General features: G+C 53.3%; 14 protein-coding genes and 1 tRNA gene. 2 read left to right on the top strand and 13 right to left on the bottom strand.

Annotation, left to right across the window (positions count from 1 at the left end):
* The first annotated feature begins 240 nt into the window (after positions 1-240).
* Both B5D39_RS09355 and B5D39_RS09350 read left to right on the top strand, forming a co-directional pair.
* Positions 241-3522, top strand: a complete 3282-nt coding sequence (locus B5D39_RS09355; RefSeq protein ID WP_078790200.1) for an InlB B-repeat-containing protein — start codon at positions 241-243, stop codon at positions 3520-3522.
* A gap of 124 nt (positions 3523-3646) precedes the next feature.
* On the top strand, positions 3647-5689 hold the full coding sequence (locus tag B5D39_RS09350) for an InlB B-repeat-containing protein (protein WP_078790199.1): 2043 nt from the start codon (positions 3647-3649) through the stop codon (positions 5687-5689).
* Positions 5690-5777: 88 nt separating this feature from the next.
* On the opposite strand, the gene B5D39_RS09345 is transcribed toward B5D39_RS09350, so the two are convergent.
* The 13 genes from B5D39_RS09345 to B5D39_RS09285 form a co-directional block, all read right to left on the bottom strand.
* Complete coding sequence (locus B5D39_RS09345; RefSeq protein WP_078790198.1) at positions 5778-6773, bottom strand: InlB B-repeat-containing protein; 996 nt, start codon at positions 6771-6773, stop codon at positions 5778-5780.
* A gap of 20 nt (positions 6774-6793) precedes the next feature.
* Positions 6794-11191 carry an RHS repeat domain-containing protein gene (locus B5D39_RS09340; protein WP_161947465.1) on the bottom strand — a complete coding sequence of 1466 codons (4398 nt, stop codon included), beginning with the start codon at positions 11189-11191 and terminating at the stop codon, positions 6794-6796.
* An 81-nt stretch (positions 11192-11272) separates the two neighbouring features.
* Complete coding sequence (locus B5D39_RS09335; RefSeq protein WP_078790196.1) at positions 11273-12997, bottom strand: GspE/PulE family protein; 1725 nt, start codon at positions 12995-12997, stop codon at positions 11273-11275.
* 10 nt (positions 12998-13007) lie between these two features.
* Positions 13008-14228, bottom strand: coding sequence for a type II secretion system F family protein (locus tag B5D39_RS09330; protein WP_078790195.1), 1221 nt, complete (start codon positions 14226-14228; stop codon positions 13008-13010).
* Between the two features lie 2 nt (positions 14229-14230).
* The gene (locus B5D39_RS09325) at positions 14231-17287 is read right to left on the bottom strand and encodes an InlB B-repeat-containing protein (RefSeq protein WP_161947464.1); all 3057 of its coding nucleotides are present in this window, start codon (positions 17285-17287) and stop codon (positions 14231-14233) included.
* A gap of 33 nt (positions 17288-17320) precedes the next feature.
* Complete coding sequence (locus B5D39_RS09320) at positions 17321-17833, bottom strand: type II secretion system protein (RefSeq protein WP_078790193.1); 513 nt, start codon at positions 17831-17833, stop codon at positions 17321-17323.
* Between the two features lie 153 nt (positions 17834-17986).
* Positions 17987-18061 (bottom strand) — tRNA-Val (locus B5D39_RS09315).
* Between the two features lie 46 nt (positions 18062-18107).
* On the bottom strand, positions 18108-19322 hold the full coding sequence (locus tag B5D39_RS09310) for a putative nucleotidyltransferase substrate binding domain-containing protein (RefSeq protein ID WP_139366739.1): 1215 nt from the start codon (positions 19320-19322) through the stop codon (positions 18108-18110).
* 80 nt (positions 19323-19402) lie between these two features.
* Positions 19403-21412, bottom strand: coding sequence for a solute symporter family protein (locus B5D39_RS09305; RefSeq protein WP_078790191.1), 2010 nt, complete (start codon positions 21410-21412; stop codon positions 19403-19405).
* An 11-nt stretch (positions 21413-21423) separates the two neighbouring features.
* Positions 21424-21732, bottom strand: a complete 309-nt coding sequence (locus B5D39_RS09300; protein ID WP_078790190.1) for a DUF485 domain-containing protein — start codon at positions 21730-21732, stop codon at positions 21424-21426.
* Positions 21733-22220: 488 nt separating this feature from the next.
* Entirely contained in the window at positions 22221-24230 is a 2010-nt protein-coding gene (locus B5D39_RS09295) for a solute symporter family protein (RefSeq protein ID WP_078790189.1), read from the bottom strand.
* Positions 24231-24241: 11 nt separating this feature from the next.
* On the bottom strand, positions 24242-24550 hold the full coding sequence (locus B5D39_RS09290) for a DUF485 domain-containing protein (RefSeq protein WP_078790188.1): 309 nt from the start codon (positions 24548-24550) through the stop codon (positions 24242-24244).
* A gap of 102 nt (positions 24551-24652) precedes the next feature.
* Positions 24653-25429 (bottom strand): IclR family transcriptional regulator, encoded by a 777-nt coding sequence (locus B5D39_RS09285; RefSeq protein WP_078790187.1) that lies wholly within the window; start codon positions 25427-25429, stop codon positions 24653-24655.
* Positions 25430-25544 lie beyond the last annotated feature (115 nt).

Below are 25544 nucleotides of genomic sequence, written 5' to 3'. Positions count from 1 at the left end.
CTACAACCTGCGACGAAAGAACCGACGCCCCCTTTGGGATTTCCCAGATGGGGCGTTTTATATCGATAGTTGCTGTAATGTGGGTTACTACGTGATCTCAATAGTCACCTGATTTTCTTAAAGACGGAAGGGGACGAAAACCTGACAACCCTGCCTGAGAATAGATTATTGGCACCTTGACAAACACCATGGACGACTATAAATTTGCGCACTGTATACAATTTCAAGGGGGCCCTTTCTATGCGTACTCTGGCCAATCTACTGTTATCGTTAATGCTCATCATACTAATGGGCCTGACAAGTCTCTGTCAGGCAGCATCCATCAGCGGTACGGTAAGCAACCTCACCGGCAAAACCGGCCGGATCTACATTAAGGCAACACCAACAGACTGGGGCGGTGACTGGTCATACGGCATAAGCATTCCTGCTGCCGGTTCCTACACCATCAGCGGATTGCCGGATTCTTTTAATGGCGGCTACTCTCCAGCCACCTATACCCTTTCTGCCTTTGTTGATACACAGGGCAACGGGGCTCAGCATGCCAATGACCCGACCGTAACCCTAGGAAGTCCGGTCACCATTGGCAGCAGCACAGCCAACCTTACACTGGCAACGCCAACCCCGGCGGTTGCCCCCCAGGCCAACGAGATCATTGCGTACCAAGGCAATGGTGGCAATACAGTACTCTGGAAACCCTACGAAACTGACAGTAGCCTGCCGATTGCGGATAAATACGTTGTTTCATGGAATACCAGTGAAAGCGACAGCGGCGCCAGCACACGGGAAGTTCCATCCGGCCCGAACTCCTATCTGTTTTTTCACAACGGCGGCGGCACAAATCTCTACTACAAGGTAACGGCATATGTGGGGGCAACTCCTGCTTCCACAGGATGGGTGCCGGTGACTACCCGTACCGGCGGTGTCACGGTATCCGGCGCGGTCACCCTTTCCGGCGTAGGCACATCAAAACCGCTGGTTGTCCTGCTTAAACAGGAGGTACCAGGTCAATATCCTGTCTTCTACTCAACCATCATTCCAACCCCATCCACTTCCGGTGCTAACAGTTACAGCATCAGCAACGTGCCGGCCGGCACCTACACCTTCTTTGCCTTCCTTGATGTTAATGGGGACGGCATTCACGGCCCGGGAGACCTTGACTATCGACCGGGTATTTACGCATCAGAGGAGGTTGTTGTCGGTGCCAGTAACACTGCTGGCATTTCGCCAACTATTACCCAGCGTAATGCCTATGCCACTATACGCACCAACAACTGGACCTCTGACGGCTCTACCACCAACAAAAATCTGGGCTTTACCGTAGAAGGCCAGGCCAGGCAACCGGTTAACGTCTATGTCAGCGGCGGGGGTCTTCAAGACAACACACCCGTAGGCATTGATGATGAAGGGGAATTTCGCATCTGGCCAGGCTTGAGCGGCGTCATTCCGGAAACCGGTAATCAGTACACCTATACGGTTCAGTACTCAGACTCCACCAGTGACACATTTCCTGTTACTGTTGGTACCTTTCTCACCAGCTTTGCCGGCAATCTTTCACCAACCGGTACGATCCCTTATACCAACGGCATACCGACCTTCAGTTGGTCAGCGCCTGCAAGCCCTCCGTCACCTTACCACTATTATCTCTGGCTAAGCGGCGCCGATGCCTACTGGAATACCGATGACCTGCCTTCAACGCAAACCTCCATACTGTATAATGCTGATGGAGGGGCCAGCAGGACAACACTTACTGCTGGCGTGCCTTATTACTGGACACTTACTGTTTCTGACCGCTACGGCAACCAGGCTGCTTATCAGACCTCATTTACCATGAGTGGCAGCGCCAGCACCATCAGCTTTACCGGAAAGACCGTTTCGCCATTTAGTGGCAATCTCTCCGGTGTACGTATTGAACTGGATGGCGATGCATCTAAGTACACAACATCAGGGAGCGACGGTTCTTTTACGCTGAGTAACCTACCAGCCAGTACAACCTTCAGGCTCAAAACAACCCTAAGTGGCTACCTGCCTGTTTACACACAGTACTTTAATTCTTCTACCAGCCTGGATCTGAGTGGATCACCATATAACCTTTTTACCCAATCTCAGCTTAGTACGTATTTTAGTCAGACCAGTGGCAAGGGGGTTATTATTGCTGGGTTTATGGATAGTACAACCGGCTCTTCCCTAACTGATGTAACAGTCACGGTTCCAGGATACACGCCTCAATATAGTAACGGCCTTGCCATGATCTTTAACGTAAGCCCCAACACCCCTGTTACCATCACACCAAGTAAAACAGGCTACACCTTCAGCCAGCAAACCTTCAGCGTACCGGCTGACTCAGTGCTTGAGGCTGGTATATTCGGTTCACCTGTACCTACCAGCGTTTCTTTTACCAGCAAGACCGTTATTGCAGGGACCAATGGCACGCCCCTGCCCGGTGTTACCATCACACAGGTTGACCCTAACAGCAACAATGCTTCCACCGGCAACAGCACTCAATCAGGCAGCGATGGCAGCTTTACTCTAACCAACCTACCAATCAGCACGCAATTCAGATTATTAATGACCTATCCATCAGGCGGCTATTTGCCTGTTTATTCGCAACGTTTCAACTCATCTTCGAACATCAACTATAACAACTATAACTACTTCCTTGTTCCTGTAGGCAGCATTACCTCTTTGCAGTCTGGAAAAGGGGTTATTTTTGCGAGGCTTATTGATAGCAGTACCGGTTCTGCACTTAGTGGGGCAACAGCAGTAGCAACCGCCGGTTACACGGTACAATATCGTAATGTTGCCGCAGGTGATTGGAGCGGTACGGCAACCGACACTAGCGGTCAGCTCAGAATAGTGAACGTTCCCCCCAACACGAACATCTCGCTTGCGCCTGTCAAATCAGGCTATACGTTCAGTTCCGCACCCTATACGCTGGCTGTTTTAGCGGCTGACTCAGTATTTGAAACTAACCTGTTCGCTTCCCCCGGTACAACATACACCTTAGGAGTGCAACGCAGCGGTTCAGGTTCCGGTACAATCCAGATTCAGGCGAACGGATTACCTGTTCCAACATGCAGTGAAACCAGTTGCAGCTATAGTGGTCTACCTGCTGGTTTAAGTATTCAACTCACCGCTGTGCCGGCATCAGGCTCATCATTTATCACCTGGTCCAACTGTGGTTCAAGCACCAGTGTCTGCAGCTTTACACTCACCAGTGATACACTGGGGGTTACCGCAACCTTTGGTTTGCAGCCGTTTAAGATTGAAGACACAACAACTTATTACAACTCTCTTTTCGATGCTTTTACCTACGCAGCTCCCGACAAGAAGATACGTGGCCAGAAATCATATGAAGCACCTGCAACTGCCTTTAACAGGTCAATATCCACTGATCTGCTTACCTTTAAGGGTGGGTATGATGACTCTTTTAGTGATAGTCGCGGGCCAACAGATTTCTCAACAGTGGGGCCGCTTACCATCCAAAGCGGCAGCCTGGTTTTAGATCAGATCATCATCAAATAACGTAGAACAACAGCATACGATTGGCAAACGCCCCCTTCAGTAATCGCTGGAGGGGGCGTTTGTATTTTGAGTAACACCTGCTATAAGTAGTAGTACATATGAAAAAAATTCAGGGAGGTAATCCATGAAACGCTCAACATCAGGCTTGTGTGCATGCCTGGCAACATGGCTGTCTGTTGCTGTCATCTGCAGTGTACTGGGAGCTGCTTTCGTATTACCTGCCCATGCACTGTCAGTACCTTTCACCATTGCAACCGGTGGCGCTTCAATGGGCGCCTCATTTGACGGCACCAACTATCTGGTGGGGGTAGAAAACCATCTGACAAACCCGACATCCATCGGGGCGCAGATGATATCACCCGCCGGGGTTAAAGTGGGTGATTTTATCCCAACCGGACACAATGGCATAGCAACGGCCGTTGCCTTTGACGGGATGAACCATCTGTTAATCTGGGAAAATGACCCAGGCGGGACAGGACCTGGCCGGTTTCAAATCTATGGCCAGTTTATCAGCAAGGCCGGGAACACCGTTGGATCTCCCTTTGCCATCAGCACCGCCGGGATCTGGTTTGACGGCATAAAGACCATGGCCTTTGGCAATGGTAAATACCTGGTCACCTACACCCGGCTGATTGATCCTGAGCAGGGCGACCAAGCTGACAACCGCTATATCGCCGGTAAAATCGTCAACCCTGACGGCAGTATGGGGACAGAATTCACGATTAGTACCGGGTATGGTGATGCCAGTGATGTTGCCTTTGACGGAACCAACTTCTTCGTCGTCTGGACAGAAGATTATTATGACACCGAGATCAGAGGGCGTTTTGTGAATCCCGCAGGCGTGGCAGGCACAGAAATTTCGGTTAATACCAGTCCCTACCCCAGTGACAACCCGAAATCCGTCACCTTTGACGGCACCAACTATATGGTAATCTGGACTGACGCGGTTGATGAGACCAGGATGTGGGATGTTTTCGGACAGTTGGTGAGTCCTGCCGGTGCCCTGGTCGGCAATGTCATTACCATCAGCAATGAAAACGGCCCCCAGATGGCGACCACTGTTTCTTTTGACGGCACCAACTACCTGGCCACCTGGGTGGATATGAGCAATGACGCTAACCATGACAACATCTGCGATACGGGAGAAGGCACCTGCTGGGATGTCTACGGCCAATATATCAGCAAGGCTGGTAGCCTGTATGGCAGCAAGTTTATGATAAATGCCGATGCCGGAAACCAGATGGGGGGCGCTGGCTTTATCAACGGCCAATATCTGACGATTATAAACAGTGGCGTTGTTATGGGTGAAGGTGGTATCAGCCAGGTTAATGCAGTGTACGGACGTTTCCTGCCTGCCTCGGTTCAACCTGTGCCGCCAACCATCACCAATTTTGTTCCCACTGGCCCCATTGGACTTCAACTTTCAATCAGCGGCAACAATTTTGTCTCTGGCGGCACGACGGTTTCTTTTAACGGCACGCTAAGCACCAGGGTGGCTGTTACCAATCCTATGCAACTAACGGCGTATGTCCCTGCCGGGGCAACCAGCGGCCCGATCACGATTACCACCGCAGGGGGGTCAGTAACCAGTAGTCAATCTTTTACCGTACAGAAAACACTTGTTTTAAACATGACTGGCAACGGTAGCGGCACAGTTACCGCCACCGCAGGCATAACCCAAGGGTTTAGCTGCAGCAGTCCGGCAACCTACTGCAGCACCAACGTTGATGGCACATCCGTTACGCTTTCAGCAACTGCCTGGACAGGATCGACGTTTACCGGCTGGAGTGACGCCTGCAGCGGTTCTGCTACCCCGTGTACCTTTGCCATGGACAGCAGTAACAAGACCGTGTACGCCTATTTCGCCGCCCAGCAGAACCTGAGAAAAGACAGTGTCAGCACCACTTACTACAGCACGCTTGAATCCGCCTTTTACGCTCCGGTACAGAACGATATCCTTATGGCGCTGGTAACATTGCCTGATTCAAACGGGGTTACCTACCCTTCTGACCCTCTGCTTACCTCAGGCGTTACCACCACCCTTCGAGGTGGTTACACCGATATCGCCGCTTCCACTCCTGTCCGGTCAACGGCCTTTAGCACCATTAACAGTCACCTGACCATCAGGCTGGGCACCCTGATCCTGGATCAGATTAGCGTCAAGTGATACGTTAACAGCGCCTGTACAGATGAAAGCCCCTTTCCGGTTAACCGGAAAGGGGCTTGTTGCATCAACAGGGTTATGTTGCCGATTGCTACTTAATAATCAACCGGTCAATCTTGATAGTGCCAGTCCCCACCGTCAGCCGACCTTGCAGAGTGGTGTAGCCAGTCCTAAAGGTATTGTAATCGCTGAAATAACCTCCCATCAGGGTAAAAACGACATTGCGGTTCAGTGAAAGATCCTCCACAAAAACCAACGACTGCGCCTCAAGGACACCATTGTCGCCAACAGCCTGATAGGCACTGGAAAGAGTACCATAGGGTATACCGGCAACCCTTGCCTTGGGAATCAGACTAAAGCTGGCGGTTGCACTCTTGTCTGTAATCAGACTGACCTCGCAGTTGCCCGTACCGCTGCAATCACCTGACCAGGAACTGAAGGCGGAGGCATCATTAGCCGAAGGTATCAGTGTAATTTGAGTTCCGTTGGCATAATTTGCACTGCAGGTGCCACTGGAGCAGGCGATACCTGACGGGTTACTGTTGACTGACCCGCCACCGCCATACAGTCCCTGAATGGTAACGGTAAGTTGTTTCTGAGGCATGTTCAACTGGGTATCTGCAGCATACTGTGCAGAGCTGTTACCTGCCGCGTCCCTGGCAAAGGCGTACAGGGTATACCAGCCGTTTGCCGTTCCAGAGGCGAAGGTATAGCTGGTTGGTGGTATAGCGCTCCAGGAACAGCCAGCAGGACTGTTGGTCTGTACCACACAGTACCCGGTGACTGCCACGTTATCGGTAGCTGTAAATGGGTTTATGGCAACCACAAGACTGTTGCTTTCAGCAGGCAGCCCAAATGCAGTGACAACGGGCGGAATGACATCAGCCCCGCCTGTTCCTCTGGCAATCCGGGTGAAGTTCCCCGTGGCATCATAGCTGTAACCGATGGACATGCCGTTATCGTAGGTTACGCCGACCAGCCGGTTGAGGTTGTCGTAGCGGTAGGAGACGCTTGCAGCAGATGCCGTTTGGAATGATACCAGATAAGCCAACAAGACAAGGAAAGGTGCAACAAACAATTTGTACATGGGTGTGTGCTCCTTTCGTCCTATTTCCCGGAACGGTAGGCTTCATCAGCCTTGGCGCCCGCATTGCGCATCGCCTTAACCCCGCCGGGGGCGGTCTCAACGGTTTCAACCGCCTTGACCACCACTTCAGACATGGCAGAACCTACCACCGGTATCCGGCCAATGGTGTAGTCGCTGCCGACCTTGATCATGGTCAGGCCGGAAGCCGGATCTTTGTCCTTGATGGCAGCCCGCATAGTCTCTATATCCTCGGCAAGCTTGATCCCCTTGTTGATCTTGTCGTTGATCTCCTTGCCCTTCTTGGTGTACTCGTTCGCATCGAGTGCCGCATCCACCACCTTGTCCACCACGAACTTGGTCTCTTCAGGATGTTTCTTAAACAGATCGCCCACCCATTTAAACGCAGCCCCCAGTGTGCGGTTGACCTTATCGACGGTCGTGTCGTTCCTGGCAGCGTCTTTGGCTTGCATCGCCTCATAGGCGGCCTGGGCCTGGGCCCGATGTTCGGGCGCCAGACCGGAAAAATCAGGATCGGTACCCAGCGGATCGATACGGGTGAGCGGGTTGTTGGCCGCATAGCTGTAGAGGTTAATGGAGGCCATCTCAGCCAGCGGGTCGCGGGAGAGCCAACGCCCCAGTAGAGGCGAATAAAAGCGCTGACCAAAGTAATACAGGCCAGTTCCTTCGTCGTAGAGCCGCGTGGCATAGCGCAGTGGCTGGCTGAGGGTACCGGTTGCGGCCAGAGTAGTGCCGAACGGTTCATAGGCGTAGGAGGCCGCCACCGCGCCGCTGCTGTTCAGGATGGTGGTGACATCTCCCCGCGGGTTGGCAAAGCACTGGTAGACCGCCCCACCCTGCTTGAGCGACAGCAGCGCCCCCACCCCGCCCCGCATAGCGCTTCCCCAGAGGTAGTCCCGCACGACAGCATTAGTGCTGTCCCGTTCCTGCAACAGCTTGCCGGCATGCCAGAGGTAGCGCTGCTCGCCGCTCAACAGGCCATTGGCATAGCTCTTCCTGATCCCCAGGTAGCCGTCGGAGCCGTAGCTGAACTCCTGACGTCTGACCACCCCGTTGCCATCGGTGTACTGGATCCAGGTCAGGCGGTTCTCTGCATCGTAGGCCGCATCGAACGAACGGCCTTCGCCGGTTAGCCCCTTGGTCATATTGCCGTCAGCGTCGTAGACAAAGGCTGTTGCTGACCCGTTCCATGAGGCGATCTGATTGAGGTTATTGGCGGTGATCGGCACACTGCCGGGGCTTGCAAACTGCAGGGCCGGACCGTTGGTGACCGTTTCTGTAACCGGTTGACCGAGGGAATCGTAGCTGAAGCTGTAGCTGTCCAGGGCCGTACTGCCCGGGGAGAAGTTTGCAAGCTGCTGCAACCGCAGCATGGTCGCAGTGTAGCTATACTCGGTCTTGCTGCCATCTGACCGGACCACACTGGTCAGCAGCGTACCGTTATTCCGGTAGTTGTAGCTATAGGTCAAGCCGTTGCCGGTCAATGTGGTCAAACGGTCGAGGGAGTCGTAGGTATAGCTGATGGAAAGCCCGCCCTGCTGTTCCATGGCGGTTTTGCGTCCCAGTGCGTCGTAGGCAAAGCTCAGGGTATCGTTGGCCCAGGCGCCGTCTATCGATGTCACCCGCGAGGAGGCATCGTAGGCGATGGTATGGGTTCCCAAAGCATCGGTGACGGTCGTGGGCCGATTGTAGACATCGTAGACAGTAGTAACCCCCGGCGTGCCATCGGAATAGTTTACCGACAGCAGATTGCCGTTTTTATCATAGCTGTAGGTGGCAGTGGCACCCCGTGCATTTTTTGACCAAGTCATCCGCCCGTAGGGATAGGCAAACTGCAGCTTGCTACCGTCGACAAACTGCTTCAGGACAAGCCGGTTATCCTTGTTGTAGCTGAAGTAGGTAACGTTGTCGTTTGGATCAACCAACTGACTGGCATGACCGGCGGCATCATAAGTAAAGCGGGTCTGGCCTCCTGCAGGGTCGCTAATCTTGATCAGCTGACTATGGGGATTGTAGCTGTAGCGTGTTATGCGCCCAGCCTGATCCGTCATACTGTCGAGCAGATGGGGAACTGACAGCGAGCGGGTAAAGCTTATCGTTGAGCTGTCGGGGTAGCTGATGCTGAGCAGGTCGTCAAGATTGTTGAAGCTGCGGCCAAGGCTGAAGCCGTTCTGATCGGTGGCACTGGTAAGCCGTCCGATACTGTCGTAGCCGTAGCTGCCAACAGGCAAGCCAGCCCGGGTAATGCTTGCAAGCTGCCGGTTGCCACTGTCGTTGTAGCTGAAGCTGGTCAGGATACCGGCGCCGAGCGAGCTGGTGGGCTGACCGGAGGCGTTGTAGGTAAAGGTTTTGGCGAGCCCCATCCGGTCGGTGAGTGTCAGGATGTCATGGGTGCCGTTATAGGTGGCCACGATGGCAGGAAGCCCGGCCTGGGTCACAGTCAGCGGGTCCACCCCGTTGGCGGCGTAGGTAATATCAGTACGGGCGCCAATGGGAGGCACAACCGACAGGACCTTTCCCTTGCTGTTATAGGTGAACGTGGACGTCTCGTTGCCGCTGGCACCCTGCAGGGTCTGGGTGAGCAGGTTACCTTTGGGATCGTAACTGTAGCTGAAACCCAGCCCCTCCGGCGACGTGTAACCGGTAACGTCACTGTTTTTGCCATCCGCCGTCTTTGTCTGCGCATAGCCGTGCAGACTGCCCGCAACGGCGTTGGCCCCCAGATAACTGGCAGCCCCGGTGATGGGGTCGAGCGTAAAGGTCTCGCTGCCCATGTAGTCGCTCACGGTCAGGTTGTTGAAGCCGGAGGTAAACGTCACCTTGTTGTTCCCGGTGGTCATAGTCAGCATGGTACCGCAGCCGTCGTAGGTGAAGCTTGCGGTGTACCCCCCCATGTCTCTAATACTGGTCAGGTTGCCGTTGGTGTCGTACCCCAGGATACTGGTACGGCCAAAGGGATCCATAATCGTGGAAATCCGGTTGTCTGCGTTATAGAAGAAGGTGGTTGCCCTGCCCAGCGCATCAGTGATTGAGGTGAGCTTGCCCCCCCACGGAGTACCGGAGAGCGGCACCCAGGTCAGGGTCAGCTTGTTACTGGGGTCAGTTGGATAGTGGGGATCGCGGATCTCGGTCAGAAAGGCCCAGAGCAGCTGGCCGGACGGCACTTTGTAGATATAGACCGTACCGTCGGGGAAGGTCAGTGCGTAATCACTCCCCTCCATAATACCCCCTTGGCGGATCACGGTCAGCTCGTTGAAGACCCGGTAGGGAGGAGTAAACTTCAGGGTACTCGCGTTATAGGTATAGAGGTCCCGACGACCGTCCGGCATGTAGATGGTCACATCGCCGCTGACCGGGTCTGAGGAGAGGTAGCTTTCGTAATTAAGCTGCCAGTTACGACCGGCCGGTTCAAACCGGTTGAATACCCCCTTGGAATTGTAGCTGAAAGAGACCTCCACCGCCGGGCCGACCGGGCTTTTGTACCAGAGCGGGGTGTCGGTGATGAAGATATTAAGATTGGCCATGTTGACGGTCCAGGTGGGTGAACCGTAGCCCGCGCCGGGGGCCATATCGCCACCGTTCCCCTTGCCCATGCCGCTGGGTGCGCCCAGCTCGGCTTCCAACCCGCCGCCGGTATCAGGGGTCAGTTCCCATGACCAGGTTATCGGGATCTCAGGGTACTGCTGATGGGTGAAGCTGGTCTCGCCGGTGATGATTTTGGGGGAGGCGCCAAGCAACGGAAATTCAAGAGTGGTGACTGGATCGGAGGGGCTTTCAGCAAGCACCATGCTGGGATAATCAACCTCAAAAGCACCGTTTATTTCTTTATGAACCGTATAGGTGGCCGCCCCCTGACTTGAAGTGTACGTGAAAGGAGAGTCAACTCCGGTGTGGGGAAAGGAGATGGTGTACTTCCCCATGCCGGGATCAATGATCAGCGGATACTCGCTCTGGCTTCCTTCCCCAGTACCGATCTCGGTAAAGGAGACGTTGCCATAGCTACATGCAGGTTTACCAGTAAGCGTGATATCCATCATGTTATTCACGACTTCAGTGCTGGTCAGGCTTCCGGTCCAGGAAGTCGAGCCCCCGCCGGAATTGGTCACCTCACCTTTCACATCAGAGACATGGTTCAGCGCCAGAACATAGTTGGCGGTGCAGTCAGGCCCGGACTGCAATACACCCGTCTTGGCCTTGATCTGGGTCAGGTGCATCTTGACCTTCCATTTGCTGACTGCGCTGGTCCAGCCGCAGGTATCATCGGCAATCACGACTGCAGGCAGGATACCGGTAAGCAGCAGGGAAAGGACAAGAATCCGGGGCAGAAGGAAGAAACGAAGGTTGAAGAGGCAGGTTCTAACTACAGAAAACAACGAGTACGGGCTGGATTGAAGCTCCATGAGCATGCCCCCCTGTCTGGCGCTGCTACAGCCAGATCGATATAAAGTAGGGAAGGATTAGAAGTTTTAAAAGTGTACCACCTATTCCACAAATGTCACGCGGTTGATTTCCTGCAGAGTGGTATCACCGGCACACAGTTTTTCCACCGCTGCCTCCCGCAGAAAGACCGTACCCTGCTCACGGGCAACCTGCTTCATGCGTACCGCCGGGGTCTTGGAGACAATCATATCCCGCAGTTCATCGTTCATCTCAAGCATCTCAATAATGGCGGAACGCCCCCGGTAACCGGTGTTGTTGCAGGCATCACAGCCAACCGCCTCAAAGAAGGTGGCGGTTGCCCGCACAGCAGGATTAATGGCAGCATCAAGCAACTGCTGTTCAGTCAGCTCCACCGGACGACGGCACTCTTTACAGACCTTACGCACCAGACGCTGGGCCATAACGCAGTTAAGTGACGAGACAAAGTTGTAGGGATCAAGCCCCATATGGGTAAAGCGCCCGATCACATCCAGCACGTTGTTGGCATGCACGGTGGTAAAGACCAGGTGTCCGGTCAGGGCTGACTGCACCGCTATCTGGGCGGTTTCAGGATCACGGATCTCCCCCACCATAATCTTGTCCGGGTCGTGGCGCAGGATGGAACGCAGACCGCGGGCAAAGGTAAGCCCTTTTTTCTCATTGACCGGGATCTGCAGGATCCCATGCAGCAGGTATTCCACCGGATCTTCAATGGTAATAATCTTGTCCAGGCCGGTGTGGATCTCAGTCAGGGCCGCATAGAGGGTGGTGGTCTTGCCGGAACCGGTTGGTCCGGTTACCAGCACCATGCCGTACGGTTCACGAATCTTACGCCTGATACGGACCAGCTCCCGGGGGTGAATCCCCAGGTGTTCCAGGCTGAGTCCTTTCATTTCAGCTGCAATGCTCTCTTTGTCCAGAATCCTGATGACCGCATCTTCGCCATGGGCGCTGGGCATGATCGAGACCCGGAAGTCAATTGACTTGTCCCCCAGACGGATCTTGAAGCGCCCATCCTGGGGAATACGCCGTTCAGAGATATCCAGCTCACTCATAACCTTCAGGCGGGAGATGATCGGCCCCTGAAAATGCAGATCAATCGGGTCGTTGGCCTGATAGAGCACGCCGTCAATCCGGTATTTGATGGTCACGCCATCATGACCGGTTTCAATATGAATATCACTGGCACGGCGTCCCAGAGCATCCAGCAGGGTGGTGTTAATCAGCTTGACGATTGGGCTGGAGGCGGTGTCAGACGAGAGACTCTCCAGCGAAAGTACCTCTTCGCCGTTATCGGTTTCTTTCACCAGTTGCAGCAGAAAATCTTCCGACACATCCCGCAACACCCGCCGGGTTCCCTCGCCACCTTTCAGCAGCTTGTTAATGGCAGGTGCGGCAGCAACAGAAAAGGTAATTGGCCGATCAAGCACCAGCTCAAGCTCGTCCAGTATCAGCACGTCAGTTGGATCAGCAATGGCGATGTTCAGCACACCTTCATCCAGAGCAAGCGGCACAAAGTGATAGCGGTACATCAGATCCGGCGAAAGGGTGTCAAACAGTCCGTGATCCACCTTGAAACTGCCAAGATCGACAAACGGCATGCCAAACTGAGCGGCCAGCGCCCTGGCCACCATTGACTCATCAACCAGACCAAGCTCACGGGCTGCTTCTCCGAAACGTCCCCCCTGAGCAGCCTGACGGGCCAGCACCAGATCGATCTCTTCAGAGGTCAGGGCATCGAGATCAGCCATGATTTCGCTTAATTTTTTATGTTGTGTACTGTTCATGGTACTATTCTTATCCCCCTACCGTCCCTGCCAGCTTGAAGATCGGCAGATACATGGCAACAATAATGACCCCGATCACTAATCCCATAATCAGCATCACGGCCGGTTCAATGGCGGTGCTTAACATCTGCAAGCGTTCTTCAACCTGTGCCTCAAGGTGTTCGGCAATATCAGACAGCATCTCTTCCATTGAGCCGGTCGCCTCACCTACCCCCAGCATCCGTAATGCCAGTGGCGGCATCAGCTGCTGCTGTTCAAGGGCAACCGAGAGCCGTCCGCCTTCTTCAACCTGATGAATGGCCACGGCCATCCCTTTTTCCAGCAGACGGTTGTTCAAGGTACCCGAAGACATTCGCAATGATTCAACAATAGGGATGCCGCTACCCAGCAGGGTGGCCAAGGTACGTGAAAAGACAGACACGGCATAGCCGAAAAACAGATTCCCCACCACCGGCAGCGCCAGCTTCCAACGGTCTACCCGCTGACGTCCCCCCTCTGATCGGCTCCAACTGCGCACTGCGATAATTGCCACGATCAGTAACGGCAACCAGACAATGACTGTAGAACGCAGGACTCCGGTAAAGTTGATCAGCAGACGGGTTAACAGCGGAAGTTGAGATCCGGCATCGGCATATACCTGACTGAAGGTAGGGACCACATAGATTAGCAGCAGCATAATGGCCAGCACCGCCACGACCACCAGAATAGCTGGATAGACCAGAGCCGAGATCAGTTTTTTTCGTAGTTCCTCAGATCTTTTCAGGAACACGATATAGCGGCGGATGGTCTGCGGCACCTCGCCGGTCCGTTCACCGGCCCGGACAGAAGCCAGATAGAGCGGTGGAAACAGCCTGCCGTGCCGCTCAAAAGCGGTGGATAGGGCAGCACCACCTTTCACATCCTCCCGCACCTGTCCCAACACCTGGGCAAGAGCACCTCCTGCCTTTAAACGATGTTCAAGAATCGCATCCAGCACCGGCAGAATCGGCATACCTGACTTCAGTAGCACCACCAGTTCCTGATTAAAGGCCAGCAGATCCCGATTGTCAATCCGACCACCACGCAGCTGCAAAAAATTAAAAGACAGCTTCAAACCAGCCCGTTGCAGTGCAAAAACATGGTATCCCTGCCCCTCCAACCCTGCCCGCAGTTGCAGTTCATCCACCGCTTCAATTTCGCGCTGAACAATAGTACCGTCCGGGGTTCCCAGTTTGCAGGTAAAAAGTGGCATGATTATTTGACCGTTATCCGATCAACCGTCAGGGTACCGGCTTTAACGGTTAGTGGTGCATTCATGATGGTAAAGGAGTCTGGCAACCAAGTAAAATGCGCATCATAACCGCCTTTGAGGGTCGCTGATTTGGTAACGGTCAGACTCTCTCCCAGATTACCGGCCAGCAGCAATATCGGCGTTGTGCCAAAGTTAGTAGCAAACGCCTCTGCGAGGGAGGCATATCTGGTTGTCCCGATTTGGGCTTTGGCTGAGTCAAAAACGGCAGTTACCTCTCTAGGAACATTCATGATCACACCACAGACCGTACCATTCGTAGTTTGACAACCAATCCAGCCGACCAGAGCTGAACTGGCGTTGGGGACAGCGGTGAGTGTGACTGTACTACCACTGGTAAACTGGCCGGAACAGGAGGCGGCGGGACAATCAATGCCGACGGGAGTACTGATTACCGAACCAGCACCGCTACCACTCAGGTTCACAGTCAGGGTTTCTTGCGGTACCGCAGTAAAGGATGCAGTAACAGTGCGTGCTGCAGACATGGTGACGATACAGCTGCCGGTGCCACTGCAGCCTCCACCGGACCAGCCGCTGAAGATGTAGCCCGACCCCGCCTGGGCGGTCAACGTTACACTGGTTCCGCTGTTATAAGCCGCCATACCGACCGTTCCACTCCAGCCAAGGGTGCCGGTGCTGGCAGTGATGTTCCCACCAGCCACGCTCGACCGTGTTACGGTCAAAAGATATTCCGGGGTCGTAGTGAAGCGTACCAGACCTTGGCGGGCCGATCCATCCACCGCTTCAATCGTGCCACCAACCAGCAACTGAATCCCGTCAGTAACAATAGACTTCACTATGCCGGTTACCGAGCTGTTGAAGGTGCTGTCCCGGCTGCCGTTGGGATGCAGGCGGACAAGACTGTTGTATATATTTTCTCCCTCAACAATCTGCATGCTGCCGCCAACCAGTATTCTTCCATCTGGCTGCAGGGCCAGGGCGTAGACCGTAGAGCCGGAGTTTCCGAACGGTGTAATAAATGAGCTATCCACACTTCCGTTGCTGTTCAGGCGTACCACCGTGGGACTGTCAACGCCACCCACCGTAGAGAACCGGCCAGCCAACAGAATCTTGCCATCTGGTTGCAGAGCAATGGCATAGACTTCACTCAAGCCGTAGAAAACGGTAAAAGCTGGCGGTACAAAGGTATTGTCAATACTGCCATTACTATTTAGCCTTACAATGTTTTGGCATGCAACGCCACTGAAGCTTGAAAATGCCCCCCCTACGAGAATTTTGCCGTCAGATTGGACCACGACGGTGTTGACATACTCTGTCTGGCTATTGGGTATTCCGGAACCTGGGACAAAGCTTGAATCAACCATCAAATCAGCGGTCAGCCCCTTAATACCAGGGGTATGGTACAGAGCGGTCAGCACCTTATCACCCTGATTTAAGGCCAAAGCACTTACCCCGCCAGCATAGGCACTGGCCTCCAGGGTGCCGGTTGTGCTCATCAGGGCAACATCTTTATAGGTCTGATCGGCAATATTGTAAAACGAACCGCCCATGACCAGTTTCCCGTCACTGCGTACCAACAGACCAGTCACTATGCCGCCCTCAGTAGCAGGAACCGACAAGGTGGTATCCAGCGTACCGCTGGTGCTGAAGCGAGCGACGCCGTTCTTTGGGGTACCGTTGGCGAGGAAGAAATCGCCACCCACAATCAGTTTACCATCCCCCTGTAATGCCATGGTTCGCACATCAGCCTGCCCGCCCACAATCGGCTTGAATGACTCGAATGGCCGATAATAGTTGGCCGGATCAAGTTGACAGAGGCCATAAAAGTAGACATCGGTAGCATCATCCAGCTGGGTAAAGCTGCCGCCAGCCACCGCCAGGCCGTCGCTGCGCTGCGCCAGAGCCCAGACATCGGTCGGTTTGCCCTTGAACGGTACCGAGTTGACATAAGTGCCGTTGGCGGCGTCCAGAATGTAGATCCTTGCATTATGCTCTGTCGGGTATCCTCCAAAGATCGTAAATGTATACCAGCCACCAACGATGATCTTGGTTGCCGGACTGCCCACGGCCACCAGGCTGGTGATAGCCTGTAACTGGTCTCCTACCTTGCTTCCAGTATCTGGATTATAAGTTTGCGTAAAGCTGGCATCCAGTGTTCCAACCGCCGTTGTCCTGATCAGCTTGGGCACCGTTTGACCATTTAGACTGTTAAAGGTACCGCCAAGCAGCACCATATCACCGCTCTGCTGCAGTGCCAGCGCAGAGAGGCCTCCTCCGGCCAAGCCAGTTCCGAAGGCATCTCCGTACAGGGTTCCATCCGGATACAGGCGTGCCACCTTGGCCTTTGCAGTACCGTTCACGTTTTCAAATCCGCCACCAATAATAATATGTCCGGTGGACTGCAGGGCAATATGGGTAACCGTGCCATCAGCCCCGCTACCGGGATTGAAGGAGGTATCTTCGCTGCCGTCGGTATTTAGACGGGCGATATGGCTGCGAGGGGTGGCAAAATCGCCCCCCACCAGAATCTTGCCGTTACTGTCCACGGCGATTGACCGCACGACATTATCGAGCCCGTAGGTAGTGCCAGGATTCCCAAAAATATAGCCACCGGCCTTAAAAGTAGTATCCCACGAGCCATCACTGTTCAGTCGAAAGAGATAATTTTGTGATTCGGTTTCACCATAGACCGTTATCTGCCCACCGATCAAAATCTTGCCATCTGCCTGGACTGCAGCGGCATAGATCATATCTGCAGGGATACGGGAGTCCAGCTGGAAGCCGCTATCCACCGAACCGTCAGCGTTCAGGCGGGCGATGTTCTTGCGGGCCACACCGCTGATGGAGGAGAAGTTCCCAATCACCAGCACTTTGCTGTTTGCCAGAGGCACAATGCCGGTAATCCGGCCAGCAGTAGCAAGTACCGGAGTAAAACCGGCATCCAATGTTACCGTAGCAGCAGCCTGCGTTACGCATGAGATAATACAGACCATCAGCGCACACAGCATGATCAGTTTGCTTGGTATTGATCGAGTAGCCATACTCTGCCTCCTCATAACGGTACAACGTTGTAATCAAGGTCCCTTGGCAGGCTGTACCGTCTTCTGACCCGACTTATAGACAAACAGCCACTGTTCGTACCGTTCCTTATTAACCAGATCCTGTAGCTGATCGGGGAAATTATCCTTCTTAATGACCCGCTCGGTGCTGCTGCTGGCAACCCCCACAATACCTCGGGCCGGTTCACGGATCAGGGTCCAATCCTGATTCGTCATCGGATCACGGTACAGTTTACGCAGATAGCGTACCGTTGCCGGTGTCCGTGGATCTCGCAAAAGATCCTTTAGGTCATTTAACGGCGTGGCAACATGCTGTTGTGCGTTCCCTTGCGGCTGGTGCCAACGGCCAATGGCATCCTGAATCTGCATCCCGCGAAATAGCAGTTCTTCTTCCCGATCTCGCTGCATGGTCAGCTTCCAGCTAGTACCGATAGCGCCAAGCATGATGCCGATCAGCATAACTGCGAGTAGCACGACCAGGTAGGTAAAACCTTGTTGGTTATGAAGGTGTGCAGCTCTGGCAGACATAGCAGTCACTCGAGTTCAGTTTCATTCAGATTCCACCAACAGCATCAATATTTTTAAATATATCCTGTTCGTATGCTCCCAGTCCAGTTTTGAACACTCCTGAAAACAAAAAAGGCCAACTCATATCAGATCAGTTGGCCTTAAATGTTTATTTGGTGCGCGCTACTGGGATTGAACCAGTGGCCCCTGCCGTGTGAAGGCAGTGCTCTCCCGCTGAGCTAAGCGCGCATAAGAGGTGGTTTTATAGACGAATAGATCCATTACTGTCAAGGTTTTAGACAATATTGAAGTTGGTATGGATCATCTTCTGCAGCTCTTCAATCCTGATCACCGCTTGGCGGAGGTGTTCCCGTTCATCATTTTCCAACATAAGCGGGTCCAGGTAGTGGGAATCCTTCTGAATCCCTTTGACCTGCTTGATCTGCAGCAGTATCCGATGCTGGGTCAGGATGTCGTAGGCCTCCCGTAGACCGCTGGCCATCTCGGCTGAAAGACTGCCTTCCTGTTCCAGATAGTTAATCCGCTGGATTGTGTTGGTGGCTGCCATCCCCTGGCTGATGGCCAGGATACGGACGTTCATGACCAGCGGTGCCCAGGCCAGCAGCTTGACATTCAGCTCGCCCCGATGTTCTCCACTGGGCTCGGTCCAGAGTTTGCGCATAAATCCCAGGGCCAGCTTCATTTCTGTGGCAGCACGGGCCATGCTCCAGAGTACCTGAAAGTGTTCCTTCTCCATATCCCTGATCAGTTCGATCAGCCGTTCTCCCAGCTCTCGTTCACCGGCAACAAAGCGGGCATCGGAGAGAACGATCAGGTCCATCATGTTTTTGGCAAAGTCTTCAACTTCATAGCGCACAATGGCAAACAGCCGCTTGCGCCACTGTTTGTAGGAGCCCCGCCAGGTGGGGTTACTGGTCATGATATCGCCGGTGCAGCGTTTGAACCCGGCGGTCTCCAGACAATCTACCAGCCGGTTGCCAAACTCTACAAACCAGGTATCGGCAGCCTCTTCTCCCCCGTCATCATAGACGATCAGATAATCCTGATCCGTGATCAGGGTCTGTTCTTCCCGGCCGTCACTGCCCATACTGATCAGGGCATAGGCAACCGGCGGCGCACCGTGACCCGCAGCTGCCATCTCTTCGGTGACAATCTGCAGCGCCCGTTCAGCCAGCATGTCCCGATAATGGGTGCAGGACTGATGCAGATTGCTGACCGATTGTGCAGTGCTGAAACGCTCCAGTTCAATCCGGTTCAACTCTTCATGCAGTTTTTTCAGCGCAGGAGCATCGGCAGTTGCAATCAGCCCCTGCTGCAGGGCAGACCGGGCATCCCACACCTCAAACTTGCGCCGCACAGCAGCCAGATCAGCACGGACCTGCTGCAAGGCCTCGCTAATCTCTGCAACGGTACAGTAGCGTGTTAACTGCGTAACTGATGGCAACTCGTCCAGCAGGTGGCTCATGTCATCATGCGGTGTCGTTTCCACAGTGCCCTCTGATCAAAAAAATGGGGAGGCCGAAGCCTCCCCTACTCTATAACATAGTTGCAGCAATTGAAAAGTGTGACTTAGTGGTCGATAGCCTTGGCCATGCCGATGCCGGTGTTCTGGCGGACATAGATCTCGTCCCACATTTCCTCTGCCTTCTTGCAGGGGAACATCAAGGTTGCCAGGATGGCAGCCATGAAGCCCAGTGGGATGGAGAGGATACCAGGGTTCTTCAGGGTGAAGAGCGGCTTGGACAGGCCCAGCATGGACTTGCCACCACGGTTCTTGACTTCTTCAGCCTTCTTGGCCTCGATGGTCTTGAGGGTCTTCTCCATTGCCTCAGGCTTGATCTTGCCGTCTGCAATTTCTTTCTCAAGCTTGGTGTAGGCCTTCTGAGCATTGTTAGCAACCACATCAGGATAGGTCATGTTGGGTGAAATCATAACCAGACCAACTGATGCGAGGGTACCAACCACCAGACCGGCAACAACGCCAGCGGTGTTGAACTTCTTCCAGAACAGGGACATAACCACAACCGGCAGGTTACCGGAGGAGGCAACGGCGAAGGCCAGTGCCACCAGGTGGGCAACGTTCTGCTTCTCTGCAGCAATACCGATTACGATACCCATGGCGCCAACCACAAAGGAGGTGGCACGGGCGGCAAAGACCTGCTCTTTTTGGTCAGCGTGGCCGTCTTTAATCACGTTAACGTAGATGTCGTGGGCGATAGCAGCGGAGGCTGCCAGAACCAGACCAGACACAACAGCCAGGATGGTTGCGAAGGCAACGGCGCAGAGGAAGGCCAGCAACAGGTCACCCAGGAATGGTGAGAACTCGCCACCCATCTGTTTTGCCAGCATCATGGCAGCCATGTTGCCGCCTTTGTCAACCTGCTGGATGCCCTGTGGGGAGAGGTGAATAGCAGCACCAAAGCCCAGCAGGGTGGTCAGGATGTAGAAAGAACCGATGATAAACATAGCCACGATAACTGATTTACGTGCTTCCTGTGCAGTCGGCACCGTGAAGAAACGCATCAGGATGTGAGGCATACCGGCAGTACCCAGCACCAGCGCCATACCCAGAGAGATCTGGTCCAGCGGGTTGGTCAGGAACAGACCAGGCTCAAGGAAGCGCTGTCCGGCATCAGCCGTGGCCGTGCCTGCAGCAGATTCTTTCAGATAGATTGGCAGCAACTTGACGTGGTCAATGATGTTCTGGTTGGTGGCGATATCATTAAAGAACTGGAACGGGCTGAAACCCGACTTAATAGCAACCAGAACTGACAGCAGGAAGGCACCGGTCATCAGCAGGCCAGCCTTGATGATCTGAACCCAGGTGGTGGCGGTCATACCACCGAATACAACGTAGCCAACCATCAGGATACCAACGCCGATGATAGCAGACTTGTACGGAACCCCCAGCAACAGCTGCATCAGTTTACCGGCACCAACCATCTGAGCGGTCAGATAGAAGGTGGAAACCGATACAGTGGAAATGGCAGCAACGGCACGAACCGGCTTGGGTGAGGTACGGAAAGAGAGGATATCCCCCAGAGTGTACTTACCGGCGTTACGGCAAGGCTCGGCAACGATCAGCAGCACGGTGATGTACGCAACCAGCCAGCCAACCGAGTACATGAAGCCATCATAGCCATAGAGGGAGATCATGCCGGAAATACCCAGGAACGAGGCAGCCGACATATAGTCACCGGCAATGGCCCAACCGTTCTGGGTACCGGTGATACCACCACCGGCAGTATAGAAGTCAGAGGCGGACTTGGTCTGCTTGGCTGACCAGACAACAACCGCCATGGTTGCGCCGATAATAGCCAGGAAGATCGGAATGGTAACCTTAGGGTTAGCCTTGAGGGTTACCTTTTTTTCTTCCGCCGGCTTTGCCGGAGCAGGAGCAGCAACCTTGGCAGCATCTGCAGCCGGTGTAACAGTAGCGGCCGGAGCAGCAGCAGGGGCTACAGCCGGTGCAGCAACCGCAGGCTTGGCTTCAGGGGCGGCCGGGGCTTTGACAGGCTCGGCATAGGCGGCGAAACTCAGGGAGAGTACACAACCGATAGCAACTAACAATCTCTTCATGGATTCACCTCCTAATGAAGTTCGTTGACCAGTTCTCTGGTCAAACGGTCAAAGTCCTTGTTGGCAACATGGGCATAATACATTGCCAGACCCCAGGACACAAAAAACTGCGACAGCGCGAAGATGTAACCAAAATTGATCCGCCCCAGAATCTGAATCTTGAACAGACCCGGTGCATAGGCTGCTCCGATAGGAAGCAGGAAGTAGTAGATGGATGAGAAGATCCACCAACCGAAAAGGAAGGCTGTTTTCTTGTGGTGCAGTTCGATAAACTTGGGATTTTTAGCTATCGCTGACCAGTTGTACGTTTGTTCCGCCATGATGTGTTACTCCTTTCCAAAAGTGTGGGAATTGGAAACTACAAACTAACTAGAGACTTCTAAACTCCTCCTTTCATATAGCCAAGTAGTTGTATGAAAATCGAAATATCCGACATAACATAAAAATAACAGCGCATTACATTCGATCTCAGAACAGTTAAAGTAAAATGAAACAACAGAATCATCGTTTGTTTTTATATAATTAGTACGATGTTTTAAAATAGTCAATATTAATTTACCAGAAACAGCACTCAAAAAATAAACATAAATAATATTAAATAGTTGTTACTGTATTTGCATTTTAAATTATTTTTTTATTTTAGCAAAAATTATTATTTATACCCATGTTTTAAAAAGCCGTAATCTTATTAAGGCCTTCCACCCTCACAAAGCCCAAAACCGATACAGCACCAGCTTAAATTTAAACAAAAAAAAGGGAGGCCGAAGCCTCCCTGATTGCATTGCATAACGTATGGTACAGCGTGGTTTTAGTGATCGACAGCCTTGGCCATACCCAGGCCGGTGTTCTGACGAACATACACTTCGTCCCACATCTCCTCTGCCTTCTTGCTTGGGAAGGCCAGTGTTGCCAGAATGGCGGCGATGAAGCCCAGCGGGATGGATACGATACCAGGGTTCTTCAGTGCAAAGAGCGGCTTGGACAGGCCCAGCATGGACTTGCCACCACGGTTCTTGACTTCTTCAGCCTTCTTGGCCTCGATAGTCTTGAGGGTCTTCTCCATTGCCTCAGGCTTGATCTTGCCGTCTGCAATATCCTTCTCAAGTTTGGTGTAGGCCTTCTGGGCGTTGTTGGCGACAACATCAGGATAGGTCATGTTGGGTGAAATCATAACCAGACCGATGGAGGCGATGGTACCAACCACCAGACCAGCAATAACGCCAGCGGTGTTGAACTTTTTCCAGAACAGGGACATAACCACAACCGGCAGGTTACCGGAGGAAGCAACGGCGAAGGCCAGTGCCACCAGGTGGGCAACGTTCTGCTTCTCTGCAGCAATACCGATTATGATACCGCAGGCACCTACGATAAAGGAGGTGGCACGTGCAGCAAAAACCTGCTCTTTTTGGTCAGCGTGGCCGTCTTTGATCACGTTAACGTAGATGTCGTGGGCGATAGCAGCAGATGCAGCCAGAACCAGACCGGACACAACAGCCAGGATGGTTGCGAAGGCAACGGCGCAGAGGAAGGCCAGCAACAGGTCACCAATAAACGGTGAGAACTCTGAACCCAGCTGTTTTGCCAACATCATGGCAGCCATGTTGCCGCCTGCGTCAACAGCTTTAATACCTTGTGGGGTGACGTGGATAGCAGCGCCAAAGCCCAGCAGGGTGGTCAGGATGTAGAAAGAACCGATGATGAACATAGCCACGATAACTGATTTACGGGCAGCCTGTGCAGTCGGCACCGTGAAGAAACGCATCAGGATGTGAGGCATACCGGCAGTACCCAGAACCAGCGCCATACCCAGAGAGATCTGGTCAAGTGGGTTGGTCAGGAACAGACCAGGCTCAAGGAAGCGCTGTCCGGCATCAGCCGTGGCCGTGCCTGCTGCAGTCTCTTTCAGGTAGATCGGCAGCAACTTGACATGGTCAATAATGTTCTGGCTGGTGGCGATATCATTAAAGAACTGGAACGGGTTAAAGCCAGACTTGATGGAAACCATGATGGACAGGATACCAGCACCGGTCATCAGCAGGCCTGCCTTGATGATCTGAACCCAGGTGGTGGCGGTCATGCCACCGAACACAACGTAGCCAACCATCAGGATACCAACGCCGATGATGGCGGTCTTGTACGGTACGCCAATCAGCAACTGCATCAATTTACCGGCACCAACCATCTGAGCGGTCAGATAGAAGGTAGAAACAGCTACGGTGGAGATGGCAGCAACGGCGCGAACCGGCTTGGGTGAAGTACGGAAGGAGAGAATATCCCCAAGGGTGTACTTACCGGCGTTACGGCAAGGCTCAGCAACGATCAGCAGCACGGTGATGTACGCAACCAGCCAGCCAACCGAGTACATGAAACCATCATAACCATAGAGGGAGATCATACCGGAAATACCCAGGAACGAGGCAGCCGACATATAGTCACCGGCAATGGCCCAACCGTTCTGAGTACCGGTGATACCACCACCGGCAGTATAGAAGTCAGCAGCTGACTTGGTCTGCTTGGCTGACCAGACAACAACACCCATGGTGACGCCGATAATGATCAGGAAGATCGGAATGGTAACCTTAGGGTTGGCCTTCAGACCAGCCTTGGCATCTTTTGCAGGGGCTGGTGCAGGAGCAGCAGCAGGCTTGGCAGCATCGGCAGGGGCCGGAGCGGCAACTGCAGGAGTAGCAGCCGGAGCTGCAGCCGGTGCAGCAACCGCAGGCTTGGCATCAGGGGCAGCCGGTGCCTTGGCAGGCTCGGCATAGGCGGCGAAGCTCAGGGAGAGTACGCAACCGATAGCAACTAACAGTCTCTTCATGGATTCACCTCCTAATGTAATTCGTTGACCAGTTCTTTGGTCAAACGGTCAAAGTCTTTGTTGGCAACATGGGCATAATACATTGCCAGGCCCCAGGACACAAAAAACTGCGACAACGCAAACAGGTAACCAAAATTGATCCTGCCCAGGATCTGAATCTTGAACAGACCCGGTGCATAGGCTGCTCCGATAGGAAGCAGGAAGTAGTAGATGGATGAGAAGATCCACCAACCGAAAAGGAAGGCTGTTTTCTTGTGGTGCAGTTCGATAAACTTGGGATTTTTAGCTATCGCTGACCAGTTGTACGTTTGTTCCGCCATGAATTGTTACTCCTTTCTCTAAAAGATCTTAGATGAACAGACCACTTACCAAACCAACGTTTCCAGCATTCCCCCTTTCGAATCCAGTTTATTATTGCACCATCAGGCGGGCATCTTGACATACCCGAATTTCATGGAAAGCAGCTCGGCTCCCTCCAGCATCGAAGGAATCACCTCTTGCTCAAGTCGTTCATGCACCATTCGGATGGCAGGCACCAGCATGGTCAACGCACCAACCACCTTGCCGCCGTAATCACGAATTGCTACTGCAACGGCGCAGACACCTTCGCCAAATCCACCAACATCAATGGCAACACCTCTTTTACGAATTTCATCAAGCTCCTGCTGCAACAGCTCCGGGTTGGGTACCGCCGGGTTCTTTCTGCGTCTGCCGTTAATCCGCTCCAACAGATCCAGGGAACTGAGTGACTTGATCACCTTGCCGGCTGCATTGGTAAAAAACGGAAAACGCCGACCAACCATCTCGGCAGACTTAACCTGTTGAAAAGAATCCACCACATCCAGAAAGAACACCTCATCACGGTCCAGCACAGTGAATCCAACTGCTGCTTCATGCTTGCGAGCCAGAGATTCCATCACCGGATGCACGATCCTGATCAGGTTGGCATTTTTCAGGATGCGCTGGGCCATACTGTAAGAGTGCAGCCCCAGGCTGTAGGTTCCCAACTGCTCATCCCGCACCACCAACCCCTTGTCCTCCAGGGTATCCAACAGGGAGATCACCTTCTTGCGGTGCATCTTCAGCACCTTGGCCAACTGAGGCACCGTTGTGGCCCGATCATCAGATGCAAGGGCTTCAAGCAGGTCTATCGCCTTAATCACCACCTGTACTGAATATGATCCGTTGTCCCTGTCCATGCTATCTCCAAATCACTCAAATAAAATTTTGTTTTAACTTTAACGGACAGCATAGTTTTGCAGTCATTTAATATTATGTTCTATAATTGTCAACAGTATTTTTACAAAAAAAATA

Origin of the sequence: Trichlorobacter thiogenes, assembly GCF_900167465.1 — a bacterium.
Taxonomy (GTDB): Bacteria; Desulfobacterota; Desulfuromonadia; order Geobacterales; family Pseudopelobacteraceae; genus Trichlorobacter; species Trichlorobacter thiogenes.
Note: the sequence above shows the minus strand (reverse complement) of the source record. Positions and strands in the feature narration are given on the sequence as shown.